22 protein-coding genes are annotated in these 26,312 nt (G+C 59.3%); 8 read left to right on the top strand and 14 right to left on the bottom strand.

Features of this window, described 5'->3' with window-relative positions; translation table 11 throughout:
• The 13 genes from atpD to rho all read right to left on the bottom strand — a co-directional run bounded on the left by atpD (position 1) and on the right by rho (position 13,325).
• Complete coding sequence (gene atpD / locus HMPREF3155_RS06180) at positions 1–1,446, bottom strand: F0F1 ATP synthase subunit beta (protein WP_061921981.1); 1,446 nt, start codon at positions 1,444–1,446, stop codon at positions 1–3.
• A 3-nt stretch (positions 1,447–1,449) separates the two neighbouring features.
• Entirely contained in the window at positions 1,450–2,433 is a 984-nt protein-coding gene (locus HMPREF3155_RS06175) for a F0F1 ATP synthase subunit gamma (protein ID WP_061921978.1), read from the bottom strand.
• A 57-nt stretch (positions 2,434–2,490) separates the two neighbouring features.
• The gene (atpA, locus tag HMPREF3155_RS06170) at positions 2,491–4,131 is read right to left on the bottom strand and encodes a F0F1 ATP synthase subunit alpha (RefSeq protein WP_070432850.1); all 1,641 of its coding nucleotides are present in this window, start codon (positions 4,129–4,131) and stop codon (positions 2,491–2,493) included.
• Between the two features lie 65 nt (positions 4,132–4,196).
• The gene (locus HMPREF3155_RS06165) at positions 4,197–5,012 is read right to left on the bottom strand and encodes a F0F1 ATP synthase subunit delta (protein ID WP_061921972.1); all 816 of its coding nucleotides are present in this window, start codon (positions 5,010–5,012) and stop codon (positions 4,197–4,199) included.
• A 6-nt stretch (positions 5,013–5,018) separates the two neighbouring features.
• Positions 5,019–5,585, bottom strand: coding sequence for a F0F1 ATP synthase subunit B (locus HMPREF3155_RS06160; protein WP_061921968.1), 567 nt, complete (start codon positions 5,583–5,585; stop codon positions 5,019–5,021).
• 45 nt (positions 5,586–5,630) lie between these two features.
• Positions 5,631–5,870, bottom strand: a complete 240-nt coding sequence (locus HMPREF3155_RS06155; protein WP_005532052.1) for an ATP synthase F0 subunit C — start codon at positions 5,868–5,870, stop codon at positions 5,631–5,633.
• Positions 5,871–5,975: 105 nt separating this feature from the next.
• Positions 5,976–6,776: a F0F1 ATP synthase subunit A gene (gene atpB, locus HMPREF3155_RS06150; RefSeq protein WP_061921965.1), complete on the bottom strand. Its 801-nt coding sequence runs from the start codon at positions 6,774–6,776 to the stop codon at positions 5,976–5,978.
• Positions 6,777–7,214: 438 nt separating this feature from the next.
• Positions 7,215–7,658, bottom strand: a complete 444-nt coding sequence (locus HMPREF3155_RS06145; RefSeq protein WP_061921962.1) for a Cg1360 family ATP-synthase-associated protein — start codon at positions 7,656–7,658, stop codon at positions 7,215–7,217.
• 38 nt (positions 7,659–7,696) lie between these two features.
• Positions 7,697–8,872, bottom strand: coding sequence for an MraY family glycosyltransferase (locus HMPREF3155_RS06140; RefSeq protein ID WP_061921960.1), 1,176 nt, complete (start codon positions 8,870–8,872; stop codon positions 7,697–7,699).
• Between the two features lie 15 nt (positions 8,873–8,887).
• Positions 8,888–9,556: an L-threonylcarbamoyladenylate synthase gene (locus tag HMPREF3155_RS06135; RefSeq protein WP_070432849.1), complete on the bottom strand. Its 669-nt coding sequence runs from the start codon at positions 9,554–9,556 to the stop codon at positions 8,888–8,890.
• 30 nt (positions 9,557–9,586) lie between these two features.
• Complete coding sequence (gene prmC, locus HMPREF3155_RS06130; RefSeq protein ID WP_070432952.1) at positions 9,587–10,432, bottom strand: peptide chain release factor N(5)-glutamine methyltransferase; 846 nt, start codon at positions 10,430–10,432, stop codon at positions 9,587–9,589.
• A gap of 17 nt (positions 10,433–10,449) precedes the next feature.
• Complete coding sequence (prfA, locus tag HMPREF3155_RS06125; protein ID WP_061921954.1) at positions 10,450–11,526, bottom strand: peptide chain release factor 1; 1,077 nt, start codon at positions 11,524–11,526, stop codon at positions 10,450–10,452.
• Positions 11,526–13,325 carry a transcription termination factor Rho gene (gene rho / locus HMPREF3155_RS06120; protein WP_070432848.1) on the bottom strand — a complete coding sequence of 600 codons (1,800 nt, stop codon included), beginning with the start codon at positions 13,323–13,325 and terminating at the stop codon, positions 11,526–11,528. Before rho ends, prfA begins: the two co-directional genes overlap by 1 nt.
• Positions 13,326–13,662: 337 nt before the next feature.
• On the opposite strand from rho, the gene HMPREF3155_RS06115 reads away from it, so the two are divergent.
• The 5 genes from HMPREF3155_RS06115 to HMPREF3155_RS06095 all read left to right on the top strand — a co-directional run bounded on the left by HMPREF3155_RS06115 (position 13,663) and on the right by HMPREF3155_RS06095 (position 18,890).
• Entirely contained in the window at positions 13,663–15,423 is a 1,761-nt protein-coding gene (locus HMPREF3155_RS06115) for a long-chain fatty-acid--CoA ligase (RefSeq protein ID WP_070432847.1), read from the top strand.
• A gap of 71 nt (positions 15,424–15,494) precedes the next feature.
• Positions 15,495–16,511, top strand: coding sequence for a GTP 3',8-cyclase MoaA (moaA, locus tag HMPREF3155_RS06110; protein ID WP_070432846.1), 1,017 nt, complete (start codon positions 15,495–15,497; stop codon positions 16,509–16,511).
• A gap of 25 nt (positions 16,512–16,536) precedes the next feature.
• The gene (locus HMPREF3155_RS06105; RefSeq protein WP_070432845.1) at positions 16,537–17,772 is read left to right on the top strand and encodes a molybdopterin molybdotransferase MoeA; all 1,236 of its coding nucleotides are present in this window, start codon (positions 16,537–16,539) and stop codon (positions 17,770–17,772) included.
• A gap of 32 nt (positions 17,773–17,804) precedes the next feature.
• On the top strand, positions 17,805–18,284 hold the full coding sequence (moaC, locus tag HMPREF3155_RS06100; protein ID WP_061921938.1) for a cyclic pyranopterin monophosphate synthase MoaC: 480 nt from the start codon (positions 17,805–17,807) through the stop codon (positions 18,282–18,284).
• Positions 18,285–18,287: 3 nt separating this feature from the next.
• Positions 18,288–18,890 carry a molybdenum cofactor guanylyltransferase gene (locus tag HMPREF3155_RS06095; RefSeq protein WP_070432844.1) on the top strand — a complete coding sequence of 201 codons (603 nt, stop codon included), beginning with the start codon at positions 18,288–18,290 and terminating at the stop codon, positions 18,888–18,890.
• A gap of 13 nt (positions 18,891–18,903) precedes the next feature.
• Here the strand turns inward: HMPREF3155_RS06095 and HMPREF3155_RS06090 are convergent, their stop codons facing one another.
• Complete coding sequence (locus tag HMPREF3155_RS06090) at positions 18,904–19,389, bottom strand: molybdopterin-binding protein (protein WP_070432843.1); 486 nt, start codon at positions 19,387–19,389, stop codon at positions 18,904–18,906.
• 232 nt (positions 19,390–19,621) lie between these two features.
• On the opposite strand from HMPREF3155_RS06090, the gene HMPREF3155_RS06085 reads away from it, so the two are divergent.
• Genes HMPREF3155_RS06085 through narH form a run of 3 tightly spaced genes read left to right on the top strand, consistent with a single transcriptional unit; the run spans position 19,622 to position 26,303 of the window.
• Positions 19,622–20,947, top strand: coding sequence for a nitrate/nitrite transporter (locus HMPREF3155_RS06085; protein ID WP_070432842.1), 1,326 nt, complete (start codon positions 19,622–19,624; stop codon positions 20,945–20,947).
• Between the two features lie 32 nt (positions 20,948–20,979).
• Complete coding sequence (locus HMPREF3155_RS06080; protein ID WP_070432841.1) at positions 20,980–24,708, top strand: nitrate reductase subunit alpha; 3,729 nt, start codon at positions 20,980–20,982, stop codon at positions 24,706–24,708.
• Positions 24,708–26,303, top strand: a complete 1,596-nt coding sequence (gene narH / locus HMPREF3155_RS06075; protein WP_070432840.1) for a nitrate reductase subunit beta — start codon at positions 24,708–24,710, stop codon at positions 26,301–26,303. The genes HMPREF3155_RS06080 and narH overlap by 1 nt, the downstream gene beginning before the upstream one ends.
• The last annotated feature ends 9 nt before the right edge of the window (positions 26,304–26,312 follow it).

The following is a 26,312-nucleotide window of genomic DNA, read 5'->3' as shown; positions in this document are numbered from 1 at the left end:
CTACTTCTCGGAAAGCTTCTTGTACGCAGCCTCGACGTCGTCCAAGCCACCCAGGCCGTTGAATGCCTGCTCTGGGTAGTGATCGAACTCGCCGTTGCAGATGCGCTCGAAAGCGTCGATGGTCTCGGTCAGCGGGACGTAGGAGCCCGGCAGACCGGTGAACTTCTCTGCGACGAAGAAGTTCTGGCCCAGGAAGCGCTCGATACGACGTGCGCGCTGAACGGTGACCTTGTCCTCCTCGGACAGCTCGTCCATACCAAGGATGGCGATGATGTCCTGGAGTTCCTTGTTCTTCTGCAGGATGTGAATGACGCGCTGCGCAACCTCGTAGTGGTGCTCGCCCACGATGGACGGCTCCAGAATACGAGAGGTCGAGGTCAGCGGGTTCACAGCCGGGTAAATACCCTTGGAAGCAATACCACGGTCCAACTCGGTGGTTGCATCGAGGTGGGCGAAGGTGGTGGCCGGAGCCGGGTCGGTGTAGTCATCCGCAGGGACGTAAACGGCCTGCAGAGAGGTAATCGACTTGCCCTTCGTGGAGGTAATGCGCTCCTGCAGGACACCCATCTCGTCAGCCAGGGTTGGCTGGTAGCCAACGGCGGAAGGCATACGACCCAGCAGGGTCGAAACCTCAGAGCCAGCCTGGGTGAAACGGAAGATGTTGTCAATGAACAGCAGCACGTCCTGGTTCTGCACATCGCGGAAGTACTCCGCCATGGTCAGGCCGGACAGAGCCACGCGCATACGGACTCCTGGCGGCTCATCCATCTGGCCGAACACGAGGGCGGTGTCCTGGAGAACGCCCATCTCTTCCATCTCGAGGAAGAGGTCGGTGCCCTCACGGGTACGCTCGCCGACGCCGGCGAAGACGGAGGTACCGGAGAACTCGCGTGCGATACGAGTAATCATCTCCTGGATGAGAACGGTCTTACCAACACCTGCACCGCCGAAGAGGCCGATCTTGCCGCCCTTCACGTACGGGGTCAGGAGGTCGATAACCTTAATACCGGTCTCCAGGATTTCGGTTTTGCCCTCGAGCTGGTCGAATGCCGGCGGCTCGCGGTGGATGCCCCACTGCTCGCCGTCGCGGCCCAGACCAGGCTGGTCGAGGCAGTCGCCCAGTGCGTTGAACACGTGGCCCTTGACCACATCGCCGACTGGAACGGAGATTGGCTTGCCAGTATCGGTCACGGCAGCGCCGCGGACGAGGCCGTCGGTCGGTGCCATGGAAACGGTACGGACGAGGTTGTCACCGAGGTGCTGAGCGACCTCGAGGGTGACGGTCTTTGCAACAGCCTCGAGAGAAATCTCGACGGTCAGTGCGTTGTACAGTGCCGGCAGTCCGCCACGCGGGAATTCCACGTCGACGACCGGACCGATGACGCGCACCACACGGCCGGCAACAGCCGACGACTGTGTGTTCTGCTCTTGCAGAGCTGAAGTCATAATCTAGTCACTTTCTGCGCTTTCGGCGAGCGCCCCAGCGCCACCGACGATCTCTGTAATTTCCTGGGTAATCTGTGCCTGACGAGCCTGGTTGGCCACACGCGAGAGGTCCTTGACCAGCTCGGTTGCGTTGTCAGTAGCAGACTTCATTGCGGTACGGCGTGCTGCGGACTCGGAAGCGGAAGCCTCCAAGAACATCGCAAAGAGGATACGAGAGACGTACTGCGGAAGCAGTGCCTCCATAAGAGTGTCAGCATCCGGCTCGAACTCGAAATCAGGCGAAACCTGATCCGTAGGCTCGGCGTCGGAAAGCGCGGACTCTCCGAGGTGGAATTCCTCATCCTCAATAACCGGAACCACCGGCAACAACTGCTGTGCACGCGCGGTTTGGGTCAGCATGGACTCAAACTCGGTGTACACAACGTGAACCTGGTCGAAGCCACGGATGCCTTCGCCCTCGGTGTTGAGGCCGTCGCGGTACTTGGCAGTACCCTTGGAACCTGCAATGAATCCGTCGATCATGTGACGACGGACATCGTGGGTGGTCTCCCAGGACGGATCCTGCGAGAAACCAGCCCAGCTGCCTGCGACATCAGCTTCACGGAACTTGTAGAAGCCAACGCCCTTATTACCCGTGACATAGCGGACGGTCTCGTAGCCTTGCTTCTTGAGCAGGGCTTCGAGCTCGGCTGCCTTCTTGAAGATGTTGTTGTTGTAGCCACCACACATACCGCGGTCAGAAGAGACCACGAGAATAGCGGCGACCTTGCCATCTTCACGTTCACGAAGCATCGGGTGATCCAGCGAGCTGGCCGCTGCGAGCTTGTTCATCACATTCGCAAGCTCGTGTGCGTAAGGCTGTGAAGCCTCAACCCTAGCCTGTGCCTTGGTAATGCGCGAGGTAGCAATGAGCTCCTGTGCCTTGGTGATCTTCTTAGTGGAATTGACGGACCGGATTCGGTCGCGCAGTTCACGAAGATTAGCCATGGTGTTCGCTCCTCCCTTCTATTATCTCGACGGTTGATTCTTAGAGCTGTGCGGACTCTATTTAGCCGTCTTACGGGAGACGCTGAGCTCGGTCTTCTTTACCTCTGCCGCATCGAGCGCCTCGACCTCTGCCTCGGAGCCCAAGTTATGGCCCTCGGTGGTGCGGAAGGCCGGGGTGAAGTCCTTAGCAGCCTTGACGAGCGCATCCTTGGATTCGTCGGACAGAGGCTGGCCACCAGCGATCTGCTCGAATACCTGAGGGGTATTCGAGTGCAGGTACTCGTGTACCTCAGCCTCGAAGCGACGTACATCCTCGACGGGAACGACGTCGAAGATGCCCTGGTCAGCCAAGTAGATGGAAACCATCTGGAACTCAACTGGCTGCGGGGAGGACTCCGCCTGCTTAAGCAGCTCAACCAGACGCTCACCGCGCTCGAGCTGTGCCTTGGAGGCAGGGTCGAGGTCGGAAGCGAAGGCAGCGAATGCCTGCAGGTCACGGTAAGCAGCAAGCTCAAGACGCAGGTTACCGGCGACCTTCTTCATGCCCTTGGTCTGTGCAGCGCCACCCACACGGGAGACGGAGACACCGACGTTAATTGCCGGACGGACGCCCTGGTTGAACAGGTCGGACTCCAGGAAGACCTGGCCGTCGGTAATGGAAATAACGTTGGTTGGGATGAAGGCGGAAACGTCGTTCGCCTTGGTCTCGATGATCGGCAGTGCGGTCATGGAACCTGCACCCATGTCGTCGGAGAGCTTTGCAGCACGCTCCAGCAGACGGGAGTGGAGGTAGAAGACGTCGCCCGGGTATGCCTCGCGGCCCGGCGGACGGCGCAGCAGAAGGGAAATCGCACGGTAGGCCTCAGCCTGCTTGGTGAGATCATCGTAGATGACCAAGACGTGGTTGCCCTGGTACATCCAGTGCTGACCCAGAGCTGCACCGGAGAACGGTGCCAGCCACTTGAAGCCAGCGGCGTCGGAAGCAGGAGCTGCCACGATGGTGGTGTACTCCAGTGCGCCGTGCTGCTCCAGGGTGTGGCGGACTCCAGCAATGGTGGAGCCCTTCTGGCCGATAGCGACGTAGATACAACGTACCTGCTTGTCCTTGTCGCCAGACTCCCAGTTAGCCTTCTGGTTCAGGATGGTATCGATGCAGACTGCGGTCTTACCAGTCTTACGGTCACCAATGACCAACTGACGCTGACCACGACCAATCGGGGTCATTGCGTCAATAGCCTTGATGCCGGTCTGCATCGGCTCTTCAACCGGCTGACGCTGCAGCACGGAAGGTGCCTGCAGCTCGAGGACGCGGTCCTCTTCAGCGGCGATTGGGCCCATGCCGTCGATCGGCTGGCCCAGTGGGTTGATAACGCGGCCGAGGAATTCCTCGCCCACAGGGATGGAAAGGACTTCGCCAGTCCTCTTGACCTCGTCGCCCTCGGTGAGGGACTCGAAGTTGCCCAAGACAACGACACCGATGGAGTTGGTGTCGAGGTTCTGTGCGACGCCGATAACGCCGCCTGGGAACTCGAGCAGCTCATTCGCCATAACGGATGGCAGGCCAGAAACCTGCGCAATACCGTCAGCTGCCGAAATGACCACGCCGACCTCCTCACGGGAGGCCTCCGCGGAGTAGCTCGAGGTGTAGTTCGCAATCGCGCTACGAATCTCATCGGAGGAGATCGTCAGCTCCGCCATGTTCTTCCTGCTCTCGGTAGTATCTTCCAGCAATTACTTAATCATTTCTGTCGTTTCGGCCTGACTTAAGCCATCTTGGCACGCAGGCGGGCAATCTTGCCTGCCGTGGAGCCGTCGATAACTTCGTCGCCGACGCGGATGGTCATACCACCGAGGAGGCTGGTGTCAACCTCAGAGTGAATGGACATCGCACGACCATAAATTTTGCCCAGCTTCTCAGCGAGTGCTGCACGCTGGCTATCATTCAGCTCACCCGCGGTGGTAACACGAGCAATGGTGCGACCCTGCAGCTTAGCTGCGTAGTCGGCCAGTGCCGCGACATCATCGATCGGGTTCTGCTCAGGGCGGCCGATGGCCTGGAGCGCGAGCGCCTCAGAGAACATCGTTACCTTGCCGTAGAGCACGCTTGCCAGCAATCCGCGCTTACGTGCGGACGTAGCAGTTCGGTCGGAAAGCAGCTGGGTCAGCTCTGCCTCGTTCTTCAGGATGCTAGACAAGCGGAAGAGCTCGTCTTCTACCTGGCCCAGCTGGCCCTGAGCCTCAGCACCGCGCAGAAGAGCGCGGCGGCCGAGAGACACGAGACCCTTGACGAAGCCACGGGAGGTGGACCACTGCTCGGCAGCAGAAGCTTCGATCACCTGGGTGGCGACCGGAGCAATCTTTGCACCGAAGAGGTTCTGCACCAGTGACTTGCGGTTTGCAGCCGGAACGGCGGCGTCGGTTAGCGCGACGCGCAGTTCGCGGTCAGCATCAAGGACATCAACGACCTCGAAAAGGTCGAGACCTGCCTGTGCCGCCGTCGCAATCGCATCGTCCTGCGCCAGAATCTGATCCAGCTGGGACTCTACGTGTGCGAGGGCTTCGCGGCTAGCTGCCTTCATAGTTGCCTACTTTCCGGCCGGTGCCACAGAATCGAGCTCGGACAGGAAGTTGTCAATCGTGGAGGACTGCTTGGTAGCGGAAGATAGTTCGCCGCCCAGCAGCTTCTCAGCCAAGTTGATGGAGTTCTGTCCGATATCGGAACGCAGCTCAGAGATGACCTGTGCACGGGAAGCTTCCAGCTGCTTCTCGCCAGAGGCGACAATGCGGCGGGATTCTTCCTCAGCCTGGGTCTTAGCCTCAGCCTCGATCTGCTTGCCGCGCTCGCGCGCCTGTTCGCGGATCTCTGCAGCTTCTGCACGTGCGTCAGCAAGCTGTGCGTTGTACTTCTCGAGAGCAGCCTTAGCTTCAGCCTGCTGAGCCTCAGCACGCTTCATGCCGCCCTCGATGCGGTCCTCGCGCTCCTGGAGCATCTTGTTGTATGCCGGAAGGACGAACTTCCAGAACAAAATCAAGATGACAACGAAACAGATCAAAGACCAGAAAATGTCATAGTTCTTGGGCAGAAGAACGGAGAAGCTGCCGGAACCCGGGTTCTCCTCCCCCGCCGCAAGCGTATAAAAGACGTTGTTCATGTGGTCTCCAGTCTTAAAAGGTTGGTTTAGGAAAACGCGAACTTTTTAGAACAGGAAGCCTGCAACGAGGCCGATAAGTGCAAGAGCCTCGGTGAAGGCGATACCCAGGAACATGGTGGTACGCAGCTGGCCGGCCATTTCAGGCTGGCGTGCCATAGCCTCAACGGTCTTGCCGGCAACGATGCCGATACCGATACCAGGGCCGATTGCGGCGAGGCCGTAGCCAACAGCCTTCAGGCTGTCGAGGTTAGCGGCAGCATCCTGTGCAAGAATGATTTCGTTCATGGTGAAAGTCGTTCCCTTTCGTATGTCCTGCCCGCAGGTTTACGGACAGGGAGATAGTTTCTGTGAAGTTGAGATTATTCTCGGTCGCGCTCGTCGACCTCGTCCTTAGTGCGAATCCGCGTGCAGGGACAGTTCGATGTACACCGCCGTCAAAAGCGCGAAGATGTAGGCCTGCAGGAAGATGACCAGGAGCTCGAACAGGCTGAAAGCCAGTCCCAGAACAATGGTCAAACCGGACAGTGCCGTCCAACCGTTCAGCTGCCAGAAGAAGAAGTTCGAAGCAGAGAAGAGAAGGACCAGAATGATGTGTCCTGCCAAGAAGTTCGCCATGAGACGAATGGCGAGGGTAACTGGTCGCAGAATGAAGGTCGAGAAGAACTCGATCGGCACAACGAGCAAGTGCAAAGCCGGCGGCAGGTTAGGAATAACCACCGAGGACTTGATGAACTTGCCGAAGCCATAGCGCTTTGCGCCGGCGTAAATCATTGCGATGTACGACACGACTGCAAGGACGATAGGCATGCCGATACGACCATTCGGCGAGACGTTGAGTCCCGGGATGATGGTCGGCACATTCATAAACAGGACTGCGAAGAAGATCGTCGCGATTACCGGAAGGAATCGCTTGGCCTCCTTAGTACCCAAAATATCTTCGGCGATGTGGATACGGACGAAATCGACCGCATTCTCGCCGACGTTCTGCAGACCCTTCGGAACCAGCTTCGGGTTCTTGAAGGCCAGCATGAAAAGAACCACCAATACCAGCGTCATCAAGATGCGCACCAGCATTAGGCGATCAAGCGCGAACCATCCGTCGGCAAAGTCGCCGAAGAACAGATGGTCAGCATCTACTTGCCCCGGGAAGAATTCTTCACCCAGATCAGGCGCGTGGAAGTGCCCTTTCATGGCCAATGTTGTAACGCTCAGCGTTCTCTCCCGTGTTAGGGCCGCCGCAAAATAACTTTGCGGACGGTGCGATGGACGTCTCAAGCTCTCTGCCACGACTTCGGACTCCGTCGCACATCTTCGAAGAAGTGACAGGGATTGACCGCGCGGGATCCAATGCAAAAATCTCGGTCCCGTGGTAACCCGCGAGAAATAATATCAGTTCAGGGCCTCATTCACGTGTACCAGGGTAGGCACAGGTTGACACCCGTAGCTCGCGGGCGATTTTTTGGCCGAAATAGAGCCCATGACTAGGCAAAAGACCCCATATGGCCTTTGTCACAAACAGTTTTTGTACACCACCTCGGGGGTGGAATTAACACCCATTCCACATCTTCCCCCAAGGAAATTAAGACTAAAGGGCTCGTGTTTTATCCCCGCCGCCCTTCTTCAGAGTGGCTAATGCACATAAGAGACGCGGGCGCTGACGACGCCCCAGGCCTCGGTGCCCAGCGTTGCGATAAGGGCCATCACTACGGTGACAAAGAGCGCCATCTTATCGTAGAAGTCCATGTCGCGGATGACCGCGAGGATGACAATCAGCACCAGCAGTTTGATGAGCCAGCTACCCATAACGACGATGATCGTGTTGGTGGGGCTAGTCTTCGAGGCAGCAAGCACGGAAAGAACCGTCAGCAGGACAAAACCGCCGCCGATGCCGGCACCGACGAGCACTCCCCAAATCCCCGGCATTCCACGCATGCCACCCCAAACGGCGAGCGAGATAATCGTGATGGCCACCAGCGCAATCGAACCGAAGCGCAGTGCACGCTTAAGCGGCAAAACTGGGTCGTCAAAGTCATCCACGTTGTTTATTGCCGCGTTTGTCATCGGATCAGTCATAGGCCAAAAGCCTACCGCACTACGACAGCCCGAGACTCCTAGGCGGGATCGGTATGCGCCACCACCGTGGTAGCCCGTTTACTTGGGCCAAGCTTGCCCCGGCGCAGAGGAATGAGCGTGACGCCGAATGCCACCCCCAGCGCGATGGCGGTAAGGGCGACTGCAACGGGCCACGGGACGATGGAAAAGGACACCGCGCCGAAAGCTACCGCCGAGACCCACAGGTATAGCACCAAGACAGTGCGGCGGTGGGTATGGCCGAGCGAAAGTAGGCGGTGATGAATGTGCGCCTTATCGGCAGAAAAGGGCGATCGGCCCTGCGAAAGGCGGCGAATAACCGCCCAGACAAGGTCCAAGACTGGAATAAACACAGCTGCGGCGACCACAATGAAAGGCGATGCGAGCGCCACCATGTCAACGGTGCCATACAGCGACATGTTGATCTTGCCGGAAGCAGAGGTAGAAGCTGCGGCCAGCAGGAGACCAATAAGCATCGATCCACTGTCGCCCATAAAGATGCGCGAAGGCTCAAAATTGTGCGGCAGGAAGCCTGCACAGATACCGACCAACGCGGCAGAGATGATCGCCGGCGGATAGGCAGAGACTGCCCCACCCTGGTCATGCAGAACCGTGAGGGAAAAGATCAATATGGCGCCGCCTGCAATAAGCCCTAAGCCGGCGGCGAGACCATCAAGGCCGTCCACAAAGTTCATTGCGTTAATGAGTAGCACCGTAAAGAAGGTTGTCAAGAGTGTGCCCTGGATTTGATCGAGCAACACCGTAGTTCCGCCGCCAAATGGAATAAACAGAAGCGTCCATGTAAGGCCAAGGCCGCTCATGATTCCAGCGGCGAGCAATTGGCCAACCAACTTCACTATCGCACCCAGTTCGAGGGCGTCGTCGATCACGCCCACGAGCACGATGGCCAGCGCCGCCCAAACCACGGCATTCATCTCAGGAGTAACGGGCATGAAACCGCGAGTCAAGGCTGGAAGCTGGGCGGCTAGGAAGACTGAGGCGCCGAAACCGGTAAACATTGCCACGCCACCCATCTGCGGGGTGGGCTGGGAATGCGAATCGCGCAGGCGAATCTCTGCCACCCGGCCAGTGCGGACGAGGAAGCTACGTACCAAGCCCGTGGCGAGGTAGGTAAAGGTCGCTGCAACCAAAATGACAAGCGCTAGCTCTCGCAGCGGTACACCGGTGCCACTCACACAATCTCCTTTTGTTTAGGCAGTGGGGCGAGTGCGCAGCGACTCGGCGCTCACGCCAATGACCTCAGCGATTTCTTCGGCAGAAAGCGCGCCCTCACGCAGCAGGTATGGGTGCTCACCAGACAAATCGATGATGGTGGAAGGCTTGCCAACGGCAGTCTCGCCACCGTCCAAGTAAACGGTAACGGCTTTACCAAGCTGCTGCTTTGCGGCCAGCGCGGTGGTCGGTGGCTGGTGCCCGGAAATATTCGCGGAGGACACAGCCATCGGGCCAACCTCGCGCAGAAGCTCGATGGCAATGGGATGCAGCGGCATGCGCAACATCACCGTGCCGCGGGTATCTCCCAAATTCCATGGCAAGGAAGGCGCCTGCGGGACCACGATGGAAAGTCCACCGGGCCAAAAGGCCTCGACGAGTGCTCGCGCAGTATCGGTGTACTCCGCGACGAGACCGCGGATGGTGTCCCAGGACCCCACGAGGACCGGAACGGGCATATCGGGGCCACGCTGCTTGGTTGCAAGGAGGCTGGCCACAGCGTCGTTGTCGAAGGCGTCACAGCCGAGGCCGTACAACGTGTCAGTAGGCATCACGACGAGGCGGCCAGACTTTGCTGCTTTGACCGCGATGGCTAGGCCTTCTTCACGCTCTTCCTTATCGGCACAGTTATAAATCTTTCCCTGCATTCTTTCCTCACTTCGTGTGTTCAGACCAACCTACTGTACTCCCGCCGGGGTGGCGGTCGCACTTTTAATAGCAGTTACAAAACGCGCGGTACCTGTTAGGTCTCGCAGCACTGCGACTTCGTGGAATCGCCCAGAATTCAGCAACGCAACTTGCACGGCCTCGCTCGTGGCATCGTCGTGCTCGATGCCCACTTTCCCGCCGGGACGCAGTAACTTCGCAATGCGAGGCACGAGGCGGTCGATGACCTCCATGCCATCGGCGCCGCCGAAGACCGCCATGTGGGGGTCGCGGTAGACCTCGGGCTCTAGGTCTGGCGTCTCCGGAACATAAGGCGGATTCGTGAGCACGAGGTCCACGGAGCCGTCGAGTTCGGCCAGAAGCGAGAAGTCTGTTGCATCGCCGTGGACCAGATGCACGTCTTGGACAAGATTGCTGCGGGCAAAAGGCAGCGCATCTTCAGAAAGCTCGACCGCGAAAGCATCCGCGTCCGGCCGCTCGTGGTTTACATAGGCGGCCAGTGCCCCGCTGCCGGTACACAAGTCGACAACGCGGGGCTTGGCGACGTCGCGAAGCACCCGCACTCCCCAATCCGCCAGGACTTCCGTTTCTGGGCGTGGAATAAACACGCCCGGACCTACCTTGAGCTCGAGCGGACCAAACCACGCCGTGCCCAGAATATGCTGCAGCGGTTCGCGAGCCTCACGGCGTGCGACCCAGCCCTCATAGGCGATGGCAAAGCCGGGAATCGGTTGGGCATCCAGCGGGATGTCCATATGCCCACAACCAATGAGCTCGGCGGCAAGCACTCGTGCGTCCCACTCCGGGCTAGGTACTCCAGATGCGCGAAAGCGCTCCGCGGCATCGCGAAGCGCCATTGCGTAGGTATCCACCTCTAGTCTTCCGCCTCCAAGCGCTCGGCGCGCTCTTGAGCCTGCAAAGCGGTGATCAGATCCTGCATATCGCCGTTGAGAACGGAATCCAGGTTATTCGCCTTGTAGCCGATGCGGTGATCAGTGATGCGGTTTTCCGGCCAGTTATAGGTGCGGATACGCTCGGAGCGGTCCAAGGTGCGCACCTGGGATGCACGTTGCTCCCCTGCCTCAGCCTCACGGGCTTCGCGCTCGATCTGATCCAGGCGTGCCTGCAGCACCTGCAGTGCGCGGGCCTTGTTCTGAATCTGGGAACGTTCCTTCTGGCAGGTGACCACCAGGCCAGTCGGCAGGTGGGTAATGCGGACTGCGGAGTCAGTGGTGTTAACGCCCTGGCCGCCCTTACCGGACGAGCGGTAGACGTCAATGCGCAGGTCCTTTTCGTCGATGTTGACGGATTCGACCTCATCCGGCTCCGGGTAAACCAGCACGCCGGCAGCTGAGGTCTGGATGCGGCCCTGAGACTCGGTCACCGGAACGCGCTGGACGCGGTGGACGCCGCCCTCGAACTTGAATACGGACCAAGCGCCGTCGCGAGACGGGGTCTTGGACTTAAACGAGATGGACATGTCCTTCACGCCGCCCAAGTCGGACTCGTTGAGGCCCAAGACCTCCCACTGGAAACCAGCTTTGTCAGCATAACGCTCGTACATTCGCGCGAGATCGCCTGCGAACAATGCGGCCTCCTCGCCGCCGGCGCCAGCCTTGATCTCCATAATGATGTCTTCGGAGTCGTGCTCGTCACGTGGAGCGAGTAGGTCAGCGAGCTTTTCCTCCAGTTCAACGACGAGCGGCTCGAGGCGGTCGACTTCGTCCTGGAAGTCATGGTCCTCGTAGGCCATTTCCTTGGCATCTTCGAGGTCCTGACGAGCCTGTTCTAGCTCGTTGTTGACCGCGACGATTGGACGCAGCTCGGCATAGCGCTTAGACAGCTTACGGAACATAGTCTGATCGCCAGCGACCTCGGGATCGCCCATCTGCATCTCGATGCCCTGGTACTCAGAGACAATGTCGTCTACGAGGGAAACTTGATTAGCCATTAGATGTAATCCTCAGCTTCCTTGTCAGCGACCATCGGCGCAGAGCTTGCCACCTGCATCAAGAACTCGCCGTTGGAGCGGGTCTTCTTCAGCTGCTTGATGAGCAAGTCGATAGCGGCGAAGGAATCCAAACCAGAAAGGATGCGACGCAGCTTGGTCATGATGCGCGCTTCCTCCGGAACGAGCAGCAATTCGTCCTTGCGGGTGCCGGATGGGTTAACGTCCACGGCCGGGAAGATGCGACGCTCGGAAATGGCGCGGTCGAGCTTGAGCTCGGCGTTGCCGGTGCCCTTGAACTCCTCGAAAATGACCGTGTCACCGGTGGAGCCGGTCTCCACCATCGCGGTGGCGATGATGGTAAGGGAACCGCCGTTTTCGATATTGCGGGCAGCACCCAGAAAGCGCTTCGGTGGGTAGAGCGCGTTGGAGTCCACACCGCCGGAGAGGATGCGGCCGGATGCTGGGGAGGAGTTGTTGTAGGCACGGCCCAGGCGGGTAATCGAGTCCAAGAGAACCACGACGTCCTTGCCCTGCTCCACCAAGCGCTTCGCGCGCTCGATGGCCAGCTCGGCAACGGAGGTGTGCTCTGATGGCGGGCGGTCGAAGGTAGAGGCAATGACCTCACCCTTGACGCTGCGCTGCATGTCGGTGACCTCTTCTGGGCGCTCGTCTACTAGGACGACCATGAGGTAGCACTCTGGGTTATTCGCGGAAATCGCGTTGGCGATGTTCTGCAAAATGGTGGTCTTACCGGCCTTCGGCGGGGAAACAATCAGCGCACGCTGGCCCTTGCCGATAGGCATGATGAGGTCGATAACGCGGGTGGTCAGGATCTTCGGATCCGTTTCCAGGCGCAGACGCTGGTTCGGGTACAGCGGGGTCAGCTTGGAGAAGTGTGGACGGTCCTGTGCCGCTGCTGGCTCCATGCCGTTTACCGTGTCAACCTGCACCAACTGGTTGTACTTGCGGCGATTACGGCCATTGCCGTGGGTATGAGTTGGGCCAGAGACCTTGACCTGGCCGGTCACGGCGTCGCCAGAGCGCAGGCCCAAGCGCCGGACCAAGTTGTTGTTGACAAAGACGTCAGAGCTTGCCGCGCGGTAACCGGTGGTGCGCAGGAAAGCCACGTTGTTGTCGACGACCTCGAGGATGCCGCCTACTGCCTGGACTTCATCGCCCTCGCGGATCTGGAGATCGTTGCCGCCGTTGTTGTCATTACCACCGCGGTTGCGGCGGTTGCGACGGTTGCGGCGGTTGCGGCGGCTGCCACCGTTGTTGTCATCGTCGTCATGGCGGCGGTTGCGGTTGCCACGGTTGCGCTCGCCGCTATCACGGTTGTCACGGTTGTCACGGTTATTGTTATCACGATTGTCGTTAGAGTTCTCGAAATCCTTGTTTGATTCCTTGGACTCTTCCTTAGCGCCCTCCTGCTTTGCCTCGGCGTTCTCGCGCTCCTGGCGGCGGGCGCGGTTGCGGCGGGCACGGCGAGCCTGGGAGCGCGACTCGTAGCGCTGTTCCTCGTTCTTCTCCCCCTTTTCTTGGGCCTTATTTTCGCCACTATCCTTGGCGTTATCCTCAGCCTTTGCCGACTTCTCTTCAGCGGGCTTACGTGTGCGGCGCTGTGGCTTTTCCGCCTTTTCCGCCTTCGCAGGTACCTGGCCAGTGCTCAGGGCGGTGATCAGATCGCCCTTGCGCAGACCCGAGATGCCGCGCAGGCCGCGCTCTGCAGCCAGCTTGCGCAGTTCCGGCAGCTTCATGGATGCGTAATCCTGTGCTGCGGCTTTGTCCGTATTGCTCACGGATATCCTTTCGTCGCTTCACCAGCGTCTAAATGCTTTTCGCCTGCAGTCCGGCTTAAGCGCTGGAAGCCAATCTGTATTTTTATGGTGCATGCCGCCACAAGCGGGAAGCCGCGGGCGGTGAAATATCTAGGCCTCTCCTCTGGGAAAAGGAATGCCACGGAGGAGAATTGATAGAAGGCGACTGCGAGCGAGAAAAAAGAAACGCTCTGCGGCGGTTCTGCAATACTCGGTTACGCGGGAGCTTTCCTAAAATCCGGGCTAGTCCGCGTCAGTCACGAGCCACTATACCGTATTAGCATCCCGCGCCGGAAGTGACACCGCTAAAGTAGGACTCATGCTTTCTACCATGCAGGATATCCCCCTGTCCCTGACCCGCATCCTGGAATACGGATCGACGGTGCATGGGCAGACGCAGGTGACCACGTGGCGCAACCATAGCGAGCCGGAAACCACCGACTTCGCCGCCATCGGCGCACGCGCGGCCGCATTCGCGCACGCATTGCACGATGAGTTGGGCATTACTGGGGACCAGCGCGTGGCATCTTTCATGTGGAACTGTGCTGAACACCTAGAGGTCATGTTCGCCACTGCCTGCAAGGGTGCTATTTTCACCCCGCTAAACAAGCAGTTAATGAATGATCAGATTCGCCACATCATTAACCACTCCGAAGCGGAAATTGTAGTTGCCGATCCGCGCTTAAAGGATCAGCTGGCTAAGGTCTTAAACGGCGTAAAAACCGTGCGTGCGGTGGTTCTCATTGGTCTAACCGATCCCGCCGACTACCTGGGCAAGTTTGGCGCTGGCATCGAGGTCTATTCCTATGAGGCGCTACTCGACGGCCGCCCTACCGAGTACAACTGGCCTGAGCTAGACGAGCGGACGTCGGCCGCCTTGTGCTATTCCACCGGCACCACTGGCGCGCCCAAAGGCGTGGTCTATTCCCACCGCGCGCTCTACCTGGAGAGCATGCAGTTGCGCGCCTCCGATTCGCTGTGCGTTACCCACGGCGAGACCTTCCTGTGCTGCATCCCGATTTATCACGTGCTCAGCTGGGGCGTTCCCTTTGCCGCCTTTATGACGGGCACGCCACTAGTGCTTCCCGACGCCGACGTATCCGCACCGACGCTTGCTAGCATCATCGCTGCCACCTCGCCCCGCGTGGCGCATGGCGTGCCCACCATTTGGATTCAGCTTTTCGCGCACTATCTCAAAAATCCCCCAAGCCGCATGACGCTGACCGAGATCTTCGCCGGCGGCTCCCCCGTCCCGCCGCAGCTGATCAAAATGTGGGAGGAACGCTACGGCGTCGACGTCGTGCACGTGTGGGGCATGGTGGAAACCACAACGGTGGGCACGGTGGCCCGCCCTCCCCAGGGTGCCGACGGCGATACCCGCTGGGCATACCGCATATCCCAAGGACGTTTCCCGGCCTCCTTGCAATACCGTGTGGTCAATGACGGCGTCGTCGTGCCCAAGTCCGACCGCAATGCCGGCGAGATCCAGGTCCGCGGCAACCTCGTTACCGGCTCCTACTACCACTCGCCCACTTCTGAACCGGGCGGTAGTGCCGACGAGTTCCGCGGCAAGCAAGTCGAGGATGCCGAATCCAAATTCACCGCGGATGGCTGGCTGCGCACTGGCGACGTCGGCTCGGTAACGGAAGACGGCTTCTTGACCGTCGAAGACCGCGCCCGCGACGTCATCCGCTCTGGCGGCGAGTGGATCTATTCGGTCCAGCTCGAAAACCTCATCATGGCTAATCCCGTCGTCGTGGAGGCCGCCGTCATCGGTTATCCAGATAAACAGTGGGTGGAACGCCCTCTGGCGGTAACGGTGTTGGCGCCAGGGTTTTCTCCGACAATCGAAACCGCCGAGCGCATCCGCGAGGGTATGCGCAAGGAGCTGCCTTCGTGGATGCTGCCGGAGTACTGGACCTTCGTAAAGCACATCGACAAAACCTCGGTGGGCAAGTTCGATAAGAAGGATCTGCGTTCACACTTGGCTGAAGGCGAATACAACATCATTCGATTGAAAGGCCCTGGCGAGTCACAGCGCCTGGATGACTTGCCGCAGCATTTCCCGCCCCGTGATTAGCCCCCGGATTAAACGCGAATTTTTCCGGCTTAATATGGATAAGACCACTCTGCCTATAGACTAGGACGACAATGACTTATCCGCTTCTAGACAAATACGGCCGCAGGGCCCGCGACCTGCGCGTTTCGCTCACTGATCGCTGCAATCTCCGCTGCACGTATTGCATGCCAGCCGAAGGTCTCGAGTGGTTTCCCACCGCAGAAACCTTGAGCGATGAGGAAACGATCCGCCTTATCCGCATCGGCGTCGAAAAGCTAGGCATCCGCCAGGTACGTTTCACCGGCGGCGAACCACTCCTGCGCAAGTCTTTGGAGAAGATTGTCGCTGCCACTAAGCAATTGCGCACCGACGAAGGTAAATCACCGTCTACCGCACTGACCACGAACGGCTTGGGCCTCGACCGGCGTATCGATGGATTGGTGGAAGCAGGCCTCGACCGCGTGAACATCTCGCTCGATACCACCGACCGCGAGCTTTATGCCCGGCTAACCCGGCGCGACCGCATCCAGGATGTCTTCACAGCCATCGAAGCCGCTACCCGCGCCGGGCTGCACCCGGTCAAGGTCAATGCGGTAGTGATGCCGGGCATTAACGAGGATTCTATTATCCCGCTGGCGGAATACTGCATTGAGGCAGGCGCACAGCTGCGTTTTATCGAGCAGATGCCGCTGGGCCCCCGCGATAAGTGGCGGCGCGAAGATATGGTGACCGCGGACGATATCTTGGCCCGCCTCGGCGAGTCCTTCGAGCTCTCCCCCGCTGATGAGCCGCGCGGCTCTGCCCCGGCATCACTGTGGAATGTCTATCGCGGAGGCCGCGAGATAGGACAAATCGGCGTCATCGCCTCAGTCACCCGCTCCTTCTGTGGTTCCTGCGATCGCACGCGCCTGACAACTGACGGCGCGGTGCGCAATTGCCTATTCGGTAATTCGGAGACCTCTCTTCGCGACCTCATGCGCGCGGGCGCCAGCGATGAAGAGCTCATGGAGGCATGGGCCGCAGAAATGTGGGCGAAGCTGCCCGGCCACGGCGTGAATGACGAGGGTTTCTTGCAGCCGGATCGTTTGATGGCAGCAATCGGTGGCTAAAGGCTAAGGATCTAGTTTGAAAAGCATGCGCACCCCACAAGAACATTTCGAGGCGATAATGTCTCACGCCCGGCCGGTGCCGGTAGAGGCATTTCCGGAAGCCCAGCCAGTCAACGAGAAACTTCTAGGCCGCGTCATTGCAGAAGACGTTACTGCGCGCCTAGCAGTGCCGCCTTTTAGCAACTCTGCGATGGATGGCTTCTTGGTACACCTAAAGGATATGGTTGAGCTGCCTGCGCGTTTGCCCGTCGCAGGCGACGTTCCGGCGGGCCAGGCACCCATGGAGGTGCCAGCGGGCAAGGCGGTGCGCATCATGACCGGCGCGCCGGTTCCGGAGGACAACGATGGCCTAGTTGTAGTCCCGGTGGAGTTGACCGATATTCCAGCCGGCCCACACGAGCTGCCGAGTGAGGTCACCATCAACGAGACGCCAAGGCGCACGCACATCCGCCCGAAGGGAGAAAACGTTCGCGAGGGCGCGACCATCGCAAAGCCGGGCACCGTAGTCGATGCCGGCCTTATTGCCGCGCTGATTTCGGCTGGCATCACGCATGTTCGCGTCTACCGCCCCGTTCTCGTAGGCGTGGTCTCCTCCGGCGACGAACTGGTCGAGGGCTCGAGCCTCGAGCCGGGCCAGCTACCCGATTCGAATGGGCCGATGATCGAATCGCTGATTCGCTCCACCATCCCGCATGCGGTGGTAACGCACATGCGCTCTTCCGACTCCCCGGAGCAGCTGCGCGAGACGATTGAGCAGCTGTTTCATTCCCACGAGGTAGTAATCACGACGGGCGGTGTTTCCGCCGGCGCCTTCGACGTCACGCAGACCGCGCTCCAGGCCGCAGAGGACTGTAAGGCTTGGTTCGGCGGGGTCAAGCAAAAGCCGGGCACGCCGCAAGGTTTTTCCCTCTATGGAGGTTTGCCGGTTATCTCCCTGCCGGGCAATCCCGTAGCGGCGTTTGTTTCCTACCACCTTTATGTTTCGCCTTTCCTCGAGGCCTTGAGCGGGCGCCCTGCCCGCACGAAGGTCTGCAGCGGGCGCACCATCGTCGCGCGCGCCGGGGAGGCGTTCCCCGTGGCCCACAAGCACGGCACGGCATTTGTGCCCACACGCTTGGAGTTCGGCGAGGCCGTCGTGGCGTACCCCTTTGCCAGCGGGTTGAGCAGCCACTTCGTGGCCTCGCTCCACGGCACGTGCGGCCTGGTTGAGGTGACCTCCGAAATTCAGGCTGGCGATGAAGTCCGCGTGGTTGTCTATTAATTCTCGATTAGGACTTAATTAGACTAGACCCCATGAAATTTACCCATCTCAATTCTTCCGGCTCCGCCTACATGGTGGATGTGACAGAAAAGCAGCCCACCGTCCGCTCCGCTACCGCGCAAGGCGAGGTTGCGTGTTCTCCTGAGGTTCTTTCTGCGCTTCGCGACGGCACGGTTCCCAAGGGCGACGTGCTAGCGGTCGCGCGCATCGCCGGCATCTCGGCGGCCAAGAAGGTCCCGGAACTGCTTCCCCTCGCCCACACCATCGGCGTGCATGGTTGCTCGGTCGATCTGGAAATCCGAGACGACCATGTCTTCATCGAGGCAACGGTGCGAACCGCCGATCGCACCGGTGTGGAGATGGAGGCGCTTACCGCGGTCAACGTTGCGGCGCTGTCCATCATCGATATGGTCAAAGGCGTCGACCGCTCCGCATTTATCCGCCGCTGTGGGATCACCGCAAAGTCCGGTGGCCGTTCCGGCGACTGGAGCCGCGAGCTTCCTAAAACCTAGGCAATGCTGAACTACAAACCGCACGAGCTAGGAGTCATCATCCTGGCAGGCGGCCACGGCACCAGGATGGGCGGGCGCGATAAGGGCTCGGTGCGTGTGCGGGGCGAAAGGCTTGTCGACGTCGTGCGCAGGCAGCTTCCTTATGGCGCGCCGGTCTGCGTGGTTTCCGCGTTTCCGCTGGGCCTGCCGCAGGTATGCGAAAATCCGCTTTTTGGTGGGCCTGCAGCTGGCATCGCAGCAGGCCTGAAGAACCTAGAAGCACGTAGTTTAGCGCCACTTCGCTATATCGCAGTGTTATCTGTGGATGCGCCGGATTCGCCCCAAATGCTGCCAAAGTTGTTGGAAAAACTCGCCGCCTGCGAAGCGCAAAGCTCGATTCCCTCGGTAGCGGCGGCTTTAAGCGGCGATTTTATCCAGCCGCTGTGCGCGCTGTGGCACTACGACGGCCTGCGCCAAGCGGTAGATTCCTTCGACTGCCTGCACAACAAGTCAGCCCGCAAGCTGTTGCACGCAATCCCCCGCCTCATCGCGGTGCCGGGTACAGGTGCGGAAGAGGACTACGATACCTTGGCTGAACTCGCCGAATGGGAGCGCCGCCGAGCTTAGTAAGTAACCGCGCTTAAAAATTACCCTTCGCATCCCGGAAGATATCCCCGAGTAAAGGGAGAACGACACCCAAGGTGTCAGCAACTGCGCCGCGGGAGGACGCGGAATTGATAATCAGCGAGCCACAGCCGCGGTCAGTCATGCCAATGACCCCGCGGGAAAGGCCAGCCTTGTGCGAACTCTCCAGACCTTTGAGCAGCACCTGGGTTTCCAGCCCGTGAAGGCGGGCAGCGATGAACTCTTCGGTTACTTCAGGTGTGTAGTTGGTGGGACCGACGCCAGTACCTCCGATGACCACAATGACGTCGACGCCAGCCCGTACTTGCTCGCGCAGCGCTTCGGCCACGCGGGCGTAGCCTTCCGCAACGACATCGTGGCTCGCCACTTCGAGCCCCTGAACCAACAAAAGCTCCTTGGCCAAGGCGCCTGCAGAATCAGGCTTTGCGCCGCTCAAAACGCGGTCAGCGGTGACGATTATGGCAGCGGTGGCAGGTTTCATTTGGGCGTCCTTTACCTCGGTTTAATAGTGTGACATTTTTAACAGAAGCGAGTCATAAGCAGCGGTTTCCCACCCCTTAATGGGCTAACCAGCGAAAGGTCGGTATATGAAATGTTTTCGCAACACTAATGTTTCCTAATTAAACTCGGAGAACTCCGTAGAAAATGTCTCTTTTTAGGATAATTGAAACTAAATTGGACAGGGACAGTTTCTACGAGAAAACCGAGGAAAAATGACTGCACTTGACACGTCGGGCAAGACCATCCAAGGATGGAATCCCGAAGAAAAAGACCATTGGGATTCCAAAGTTGCGTGGCAAACCTTGTGGGTTTCCACCTTCGTACTGATCATCGGTTTTGCAACGTGGTACCTCGTTTCCGCAATTGCACCGATGCTCAACCAGATCGGCTTCGATCTCAGCAAGAGCCAGCTGTACTGGCTAACCTCCATTGCAGGCCTCGCATGCGGATTATTCCGCCTGCTGTTTATGTTCCTGCCACCTATCATCGGCACCCGCAAGCTGGTGTTCGTTTCCTCCCTGCTGTTCATCATCCCGATGCTCGGCTGGTTTTTCGCCGTGCAGGACACCTCCACCCCGTACTGGTGGCTTTTAACCTTGGCTTTCCTCTCCGGTATCGGCGGCGGCGTCTTTTCTGGCTTTATGCCTTCCACCGGCTACTTTTTCCCTAAGCGCATGTCCGGCACCGCCCTCGGCCTGCAGGCTGGCTTGGGCAACTTCGGTATTTCCTTCATTCAACTGGTTGCGCCGTGGCTGATGGGCTTTACCCTCCTGGGAATCGGCTTCGTGGCACCGCAGCGCACAGATGATGGCGCAATCTTCGTGCACAACCCGGCCATCTTCTTGGTTCCATGGGCACTAGTTGGTGCTGTTCTCGCATGGATGCTGCTCAAGGACGTTCCAGTCAAGGCAAACTTCCGCCAGCAGATCGATATCTTCGGCAACAAGAACACGTGGATCTTGACCGTTGTCTACTTGATGACCTTCGGCGCTTTCTCCGGCTTCGCGGCTCAAATGGCGCTTCTTATCAACCAGACCTTCGGCGCCGATTCCCAGTTTGCTGGCCAGTTCGATGATCTGCCGCGCGGTGCTGCCTATGCCTTCCTCGGCCCGCTGATCGGCGCGCTGGTCCGCGCGCTATGGGGCCCGCTATGCGATAAGTTCGGCGGCGCTATCTGGACCTTCGTCGGTTGCGTAGGCATGACGGTGTTTACTGCCCTTTCTGCACTCTTCTTAAACCCCTCCGACCCGAGCGAGTTCAAGGGCTTTTTGACCTGCATGCTCATCATGTTCTTCTTCACCGGCCTGGGCAATGCCGGCACCTTCAAGCAGATGCCAATGATTTTGCCGAAGCGTCAGGCAGGCGGCGTCATCGGTTGGACCGGTGCCATCGGCGCATTCGGCCCGTTCGTCGTAGGCGTGCTGCTTTCCATGATGCCCGCCGCCACGTTCTTCTGGGGCTGCGTTGTGTATTTCGCAATCACCTCTGTCCTCGTGTGGATCTACTACGCTCGTCCACGCGCGCCTTTCCCCGGCTAAACCACGCCTTTCTAAAGGAGTAACCCACCCCCATGACTGAAAATAAATCCGGCCCCAGCTCCCTTTTCAAGCTCGGCGCCTATCTACGCAAAGGCGAAGCCAGCGACTCTGGCCAACAGCTGTTTTTAAAGGGCGGCAGGCAGGCAGATGTCTTCTACCGTAACCGCTGGGCCTTCGACAAAATGGTTCGCTCTACACACGGCGTCAACTGCACGGGTTCTTGCTCGTGGAAGGTCTACGTCAAAGATGGCGTCATCACCTGGGAATCCCAGGCCGTGGACTATCCGACCACCGGCAATGACATGCCGGAATACGAGCCGCGCGGATGCCCTCGTGGTGCTTCTTTCTCCTGGTACACCTACTCGCCTACCCGCGTGCGCTATCCCTATGCGCGCGGCGTTCTGGTGGACATGTTCCGTGAGGAAAAAGCTAAAAACGGCGGCGACTCTGTCCTCGCATGGCGTGCCATCCAGGAAGATCCTGAAAAGCGCAAGGCTTATATCTCCCAGCGTGGCAAGGGCGGCCTGATTCGTATCAGCTATGAAGAAGCAATCGACATCGCTGCTGCGGCGCACGTTTACACCATTCGCAAGTACGGTCCGGACCGCATCTTCGGCTTTACAGTTATTCCTGCCATGTCGCAGGTCTCTTATGGCGCCGGTACCCGCTTCCTGCAAAGCATCGGCGGCGTCGCCCTCTCCTTCTATGATTGGTACGCCGACCTGCCGCCGGCATCTCCCCAGACCTTCGGTGATCAGACTGACGTGCCGGAATCCGGTGACTGGTACAACTCCTCCTATCTCATGATGTGGGGCTCCAACATCCCGGTAACCCGTACCCCGGATGCACACTTCATGGTGGAGTCACGCTACAAAGGCACCAAGGTTGTCGTGGTTTCGCCGGACTTCGCTGACAACACGAAGTTCGCCGACGAGTGGGCCCGCATCGAGCCGGGCTCGGATGCCGCTTTGGCCTTTGCCATGGGGCATGTCATCTTGAAGAAGTTCCACGTTGAGCGCCAAGAACCGTACTTCTTGAACTACATGCGCAAGTACACGGACTCGCCTTTCTTGGTCACCTTGGACAAGCGCGAGGACGGCACCTATACCCCAGGCAAGTTCCTCACGGCTTCCCAGGTCTCCGATACGGAGCTGAATTCCTCGCCAAACGCCACCCACCGTGGCCTGGTCATGGAAGAAGACGGCAAGGTAGTCGATCCGGGCGGCACCGTCGCTGACCGCTGGGACAACGACTCGGCGAAGTGGAACCTCTCCCTCGACAACGCCGATCCAGTCATGTCCATCGCAGAGACCGATTCCTTCGAGACCGCCGAGGTACTCTTCCCGCGCTTCGACCTGGATGCGGATCCAGCCGACATCGGCACCGACAAGCCTGTCGGCACGGGCATCGTGCACCGCGGTGTGCCGGTTCGTCGCGTCGACGGCAAGCTCGTGACCACGGTCTTCGACGTCATGCTCGCGCACTACGGCGTCAACCGCGAAGAGCTTAACTTGCCAGGTTCCTGGCCGAAGGACTTCTACGATGCCTCCGAAGTGGGCACGCCAGCCTGGCAAGAAGGCCTCACCGGCGTGCCTGCCGATACCGCCATCCGCATCGGCCGTGAGTTCGCGCAGAACGCAGCAGATTCCAAGGGACGCTCCCAGATCATCATGGGTGCCGGCGTCAACCACTACTTCCACGCAGATACCATCTACCGCACCTTCTTGGCGCTGACCTCGATGTGCGGCACCCAGGGTGTCAACGGTGGAGGCTGGGCTCACTACGTGGGCCAGGAGAAGCTGCGCCCTATCAACGGCTGGACCCAGTGGGCCATGGCCACCGACTGGCAGCGTCCTCCGCGCCACATGATTTCGACAGGCTTCTACTACTTCGCCACCGAGCAATACCGCTACGACAACTCCCGCGCCTCCCATCTGGGATCGCCCCTGGCCAACCACGGTGCCATCGGTGACAAGATGGTCTCCGACACCATGGCTGAGGCTATGCGTCGCGGCTGGATGCCGGCTTACCCGCAGTTCAACCGCAACAACCTATTGCTTGCAGCAGAGGCAAAGGAAAAAGGCGTCGACATCAATGACTACGTAGTAAGCCAACTCAAAGATGGCGACCTCGAGTTCTCCTACGACAACCCTTCGGCAGAAGAAAACTGGCCGCGCATTCTTTTGAACTGGCGTACCAACCTGCTGGGCTCTTCTGCAAAGGGCACCGAGTTCTTCCTGCGTCACTTGCTCGGAATCGACTCCGATGCCACGGCCGAAGAGCTCGCTGCCGAGGATCGTCCACGCACCATCAAGTGGGTTGATGAGGCTCCTGAGGGCAAGCTCGACCTCATGATGACCACGGACTTCCGCAATACGTCTACGACCTTGGTCTCTGATATCGTGCTGCCGGCAGCTACGTGGTACGAAAAGCACGATATGTCCTCGACGGATATGCACCCATACCTGCACTCCTTCAACGCGGCCATCAACCCGCCGTGGGAGGCGCGCACCGACTTCGAGGTCTTCCGCGACCTCGCGGCTTCGCTTTCTGCCAAGTCCGCAAAGTGGCTCGGCGTGCAAACTGACATCATCACGCAACCGAGCCACCACGACTCCCCCGATGAGTTGGGCATGCCAAACGGCATTGTGCCCGACGTCGAAAAGCTCGGCTTGGTGCCAGGGGTTACCATGCCGAAGCTGCATGTGGTGGAGCGTGACTACACCAAGATCTATGAGAAGTGGACCCACTTGGGCCCGCTGCCGGCCAAGGCCGGAACTGCGGTGCATGGCACCAAGTTCAACGTGGAAAAGCAGGTCAAGGAACTTGAGCTCATCTGTGGAACCTCGAAGACCTCGATGGGTGAGCTCATTGACTTGAGCAAAGACACAAAGGTCATCGACGCCATCTTGCACCTGTCCGGTGTATCCAACGGCGAGCTGGCAAAGCAAGGCTTCGAGTATCTGTCTTCGCGCACCGGCCGTGACATGACACCGCTTGCGACCTCCGATGAAGACGTGCGCATCAGCTGGGATTCCATCAAGGAGCGCCCGACCGAGGTCATCACCTCGCCGGAATGGACGGCTGACAAGCGCAATAAGCGCCGCTACACGGCGTTTAGTATCAACGTCGAGTTCGACAAGCCATGGCACACGCTGACCGGCCGCATGCACTACTACATCGACCACGATTGGTTCATGGACTACGGCGAGGCGCTGCCTATCTTCCGCCCACCGCTTGATCATCTGCATATGCACGGCGAATTCGCGCCGGGCCAGACCTTGCAAAATGAGCGCGGCGAGGTCGAGGTCACACTGCGTTATCTCACCACCCACAACAAGTGGTCGATTCACTCGCAGTACTTCGACAACCTGCACGTGCTGTCTATTTCCCGCGGCGGCCAGGTGGTCTGGATGTCGGACAAGGACGCCGCAAAGATCGGCGTGAAGGACAACGAGTGGGTTGAGGTCTACAACCGCAACGGCATCGTGTCCGCCCGCGCCATCGTCTCCCACCGCATCCCGGAGGGCACGATGATCTGCAACCACGCCCAGGAACGCACCGTTGGTACCCCAATCAACGAGTTCACCGGCCGCCGCGGCGGCACGCACAACTCGCTGACCCGTATCTCCATCAAGCCGGTCCATATTGCCGGCGGCTACGGCCAGCTGACCTATCACTTCAACTACATCGGCCCAACCGGCAACAACCGCGACGAAGTCACCCGCGTGCGCCGTCGCTCCCAGGAGGTTTCTTACTAATGAAAGTCATGGCCCAAATCTCCATGATCATGAACCTGGACAAGTGCATCGGCTGCCACACCTGTTCGGTCACGTGTAAGCAGGCATGGACCAACCGCGAAGGCACCGAGTACATCTGGTTCAATAACGTCGAAACCCGTCCCGGCGTGGGCTACCCGCGCACCTGGGAGGACCAGGAAAAGTGGAAGGGCGGCTGGGAGCTTACCGGCTCTGGCAAGCTCAAGCCCAAGGCCGGTGGACGCTTGAAGAAGCTGGCTACTCTGTTCCATAACCCGAACCTGCCGACGATCCAGGACTACTACGAGCCGTGGAGCTACCAGTACGAGGATCTGATGGGTGCCAAAGCTGGACAGAAGACCCAGCCCACCGCAAAGCCGGTCTCTCAAATCGATGGCCGCGAAATAAACAAGATTGAGTGGTCTTCCAACTGGGATGACAACCTGGGTGGTTCTGTTGAGACCATGGACCAGGACCCTACCCTGCACCAGATGAATCTGCAGGTAAAGAAGGAGATCGAGGATTCCTTCATGTTCTACCTGCCACGCATCTGCGAGCACTGCATGAACCCCACCTGCGTATCTTCGTGCCCTTCCGGCGCGATGTACAAGCGTGCTGAAGACGGCATCGTGCTCGTGGATCAGGACCAGTGCCGCGGCTGGCGCATGTGTGTCTCGGGCTGCCCTTATAAGAAGGTTTACTTCAACCACAAGACCGGCAAGGCCGAGAAATGTACGCTCTGCTACCCGCGCCTTGAGGTAGGCCAGCCCACGGTTTGCTCTGAAACCTGCGTGGGCCGCCTGCGCTACTTGGGCGTCATCTTCTACGATGCCGATCGCGTGGCCGAGGCCGCCGCGACGCCGAATGAGCAGGACCTCTTTGAAGCGCAAAAGTCCATCATGCTGGACCCACACGACCCTGCTGTCGTAGCTGCCGCACAAAAAGAAGGCATCCCGCACTCCTGGATCGATGCCGCGCAGAACTCGCCAATCTACGACCTCATCTTCAAGTACAACGTCGCGCTTCCGCTGCACCCGGAGTACCGCACGCTGCCGATGGTCTGGTACATCCCGCCGCTTTCGCCCATCGTGGACCAGGTAAGCGCCACCGGCAATGACGGCGAGGATCACAAGATCCTCTTCTCCGCGCTGTCTAACATGCGTATTCCGCTGGAGTACCTCGCAGGTCTTTTCACCGCAGGCGATACCGTGCCAGTTGAAAAGTCGCTGCGCCGCCTAGTCGCTATGCGCTCCTACATGCGCGATATCAACTTGGGCAACGAGCCACAGGAGGAGATTGCACAGGCCGTCGGCATGACCGGAGAGGACATGCTGGCTATGTACCGCCTGCTTTCCATCGCCAAGTACGACGACCGCTACGTCATCCCGACTGCCTCCCCGGAGACCCCGCGTGGCATCGCTTCGCTGGATCCTTTCGGCGACGTCGACCCGGCACGTGCGTCCGAGGACGTCTTCCACGACTTGGGCATGGGCGCGCCGGAGGCCTGCACGCATGGCGCAGCAGCAGGTTCCGGCACGGTTTCCCTGCTGTCGTGGACTGGTGACCGCCCCGATTCGATGTTCCCAAACCGGGACTAGGGGGGTAGG

Source organism: Corynebacterium sp. HMSC06D04, from assembly GCF_001807315.1.
Taxonomy (GTDB): domain Bacteria; phylum Actinomycetota; class Actinomycetes; order Mycobacteriales; family Mycobacteriaceae; genus Corynebacterium; species Corynebacterium simulans.
Note: the sequence above shows the minus strand (reverse complement) of the source record. Positions and strands in the feature narration are given on the sequence as shown.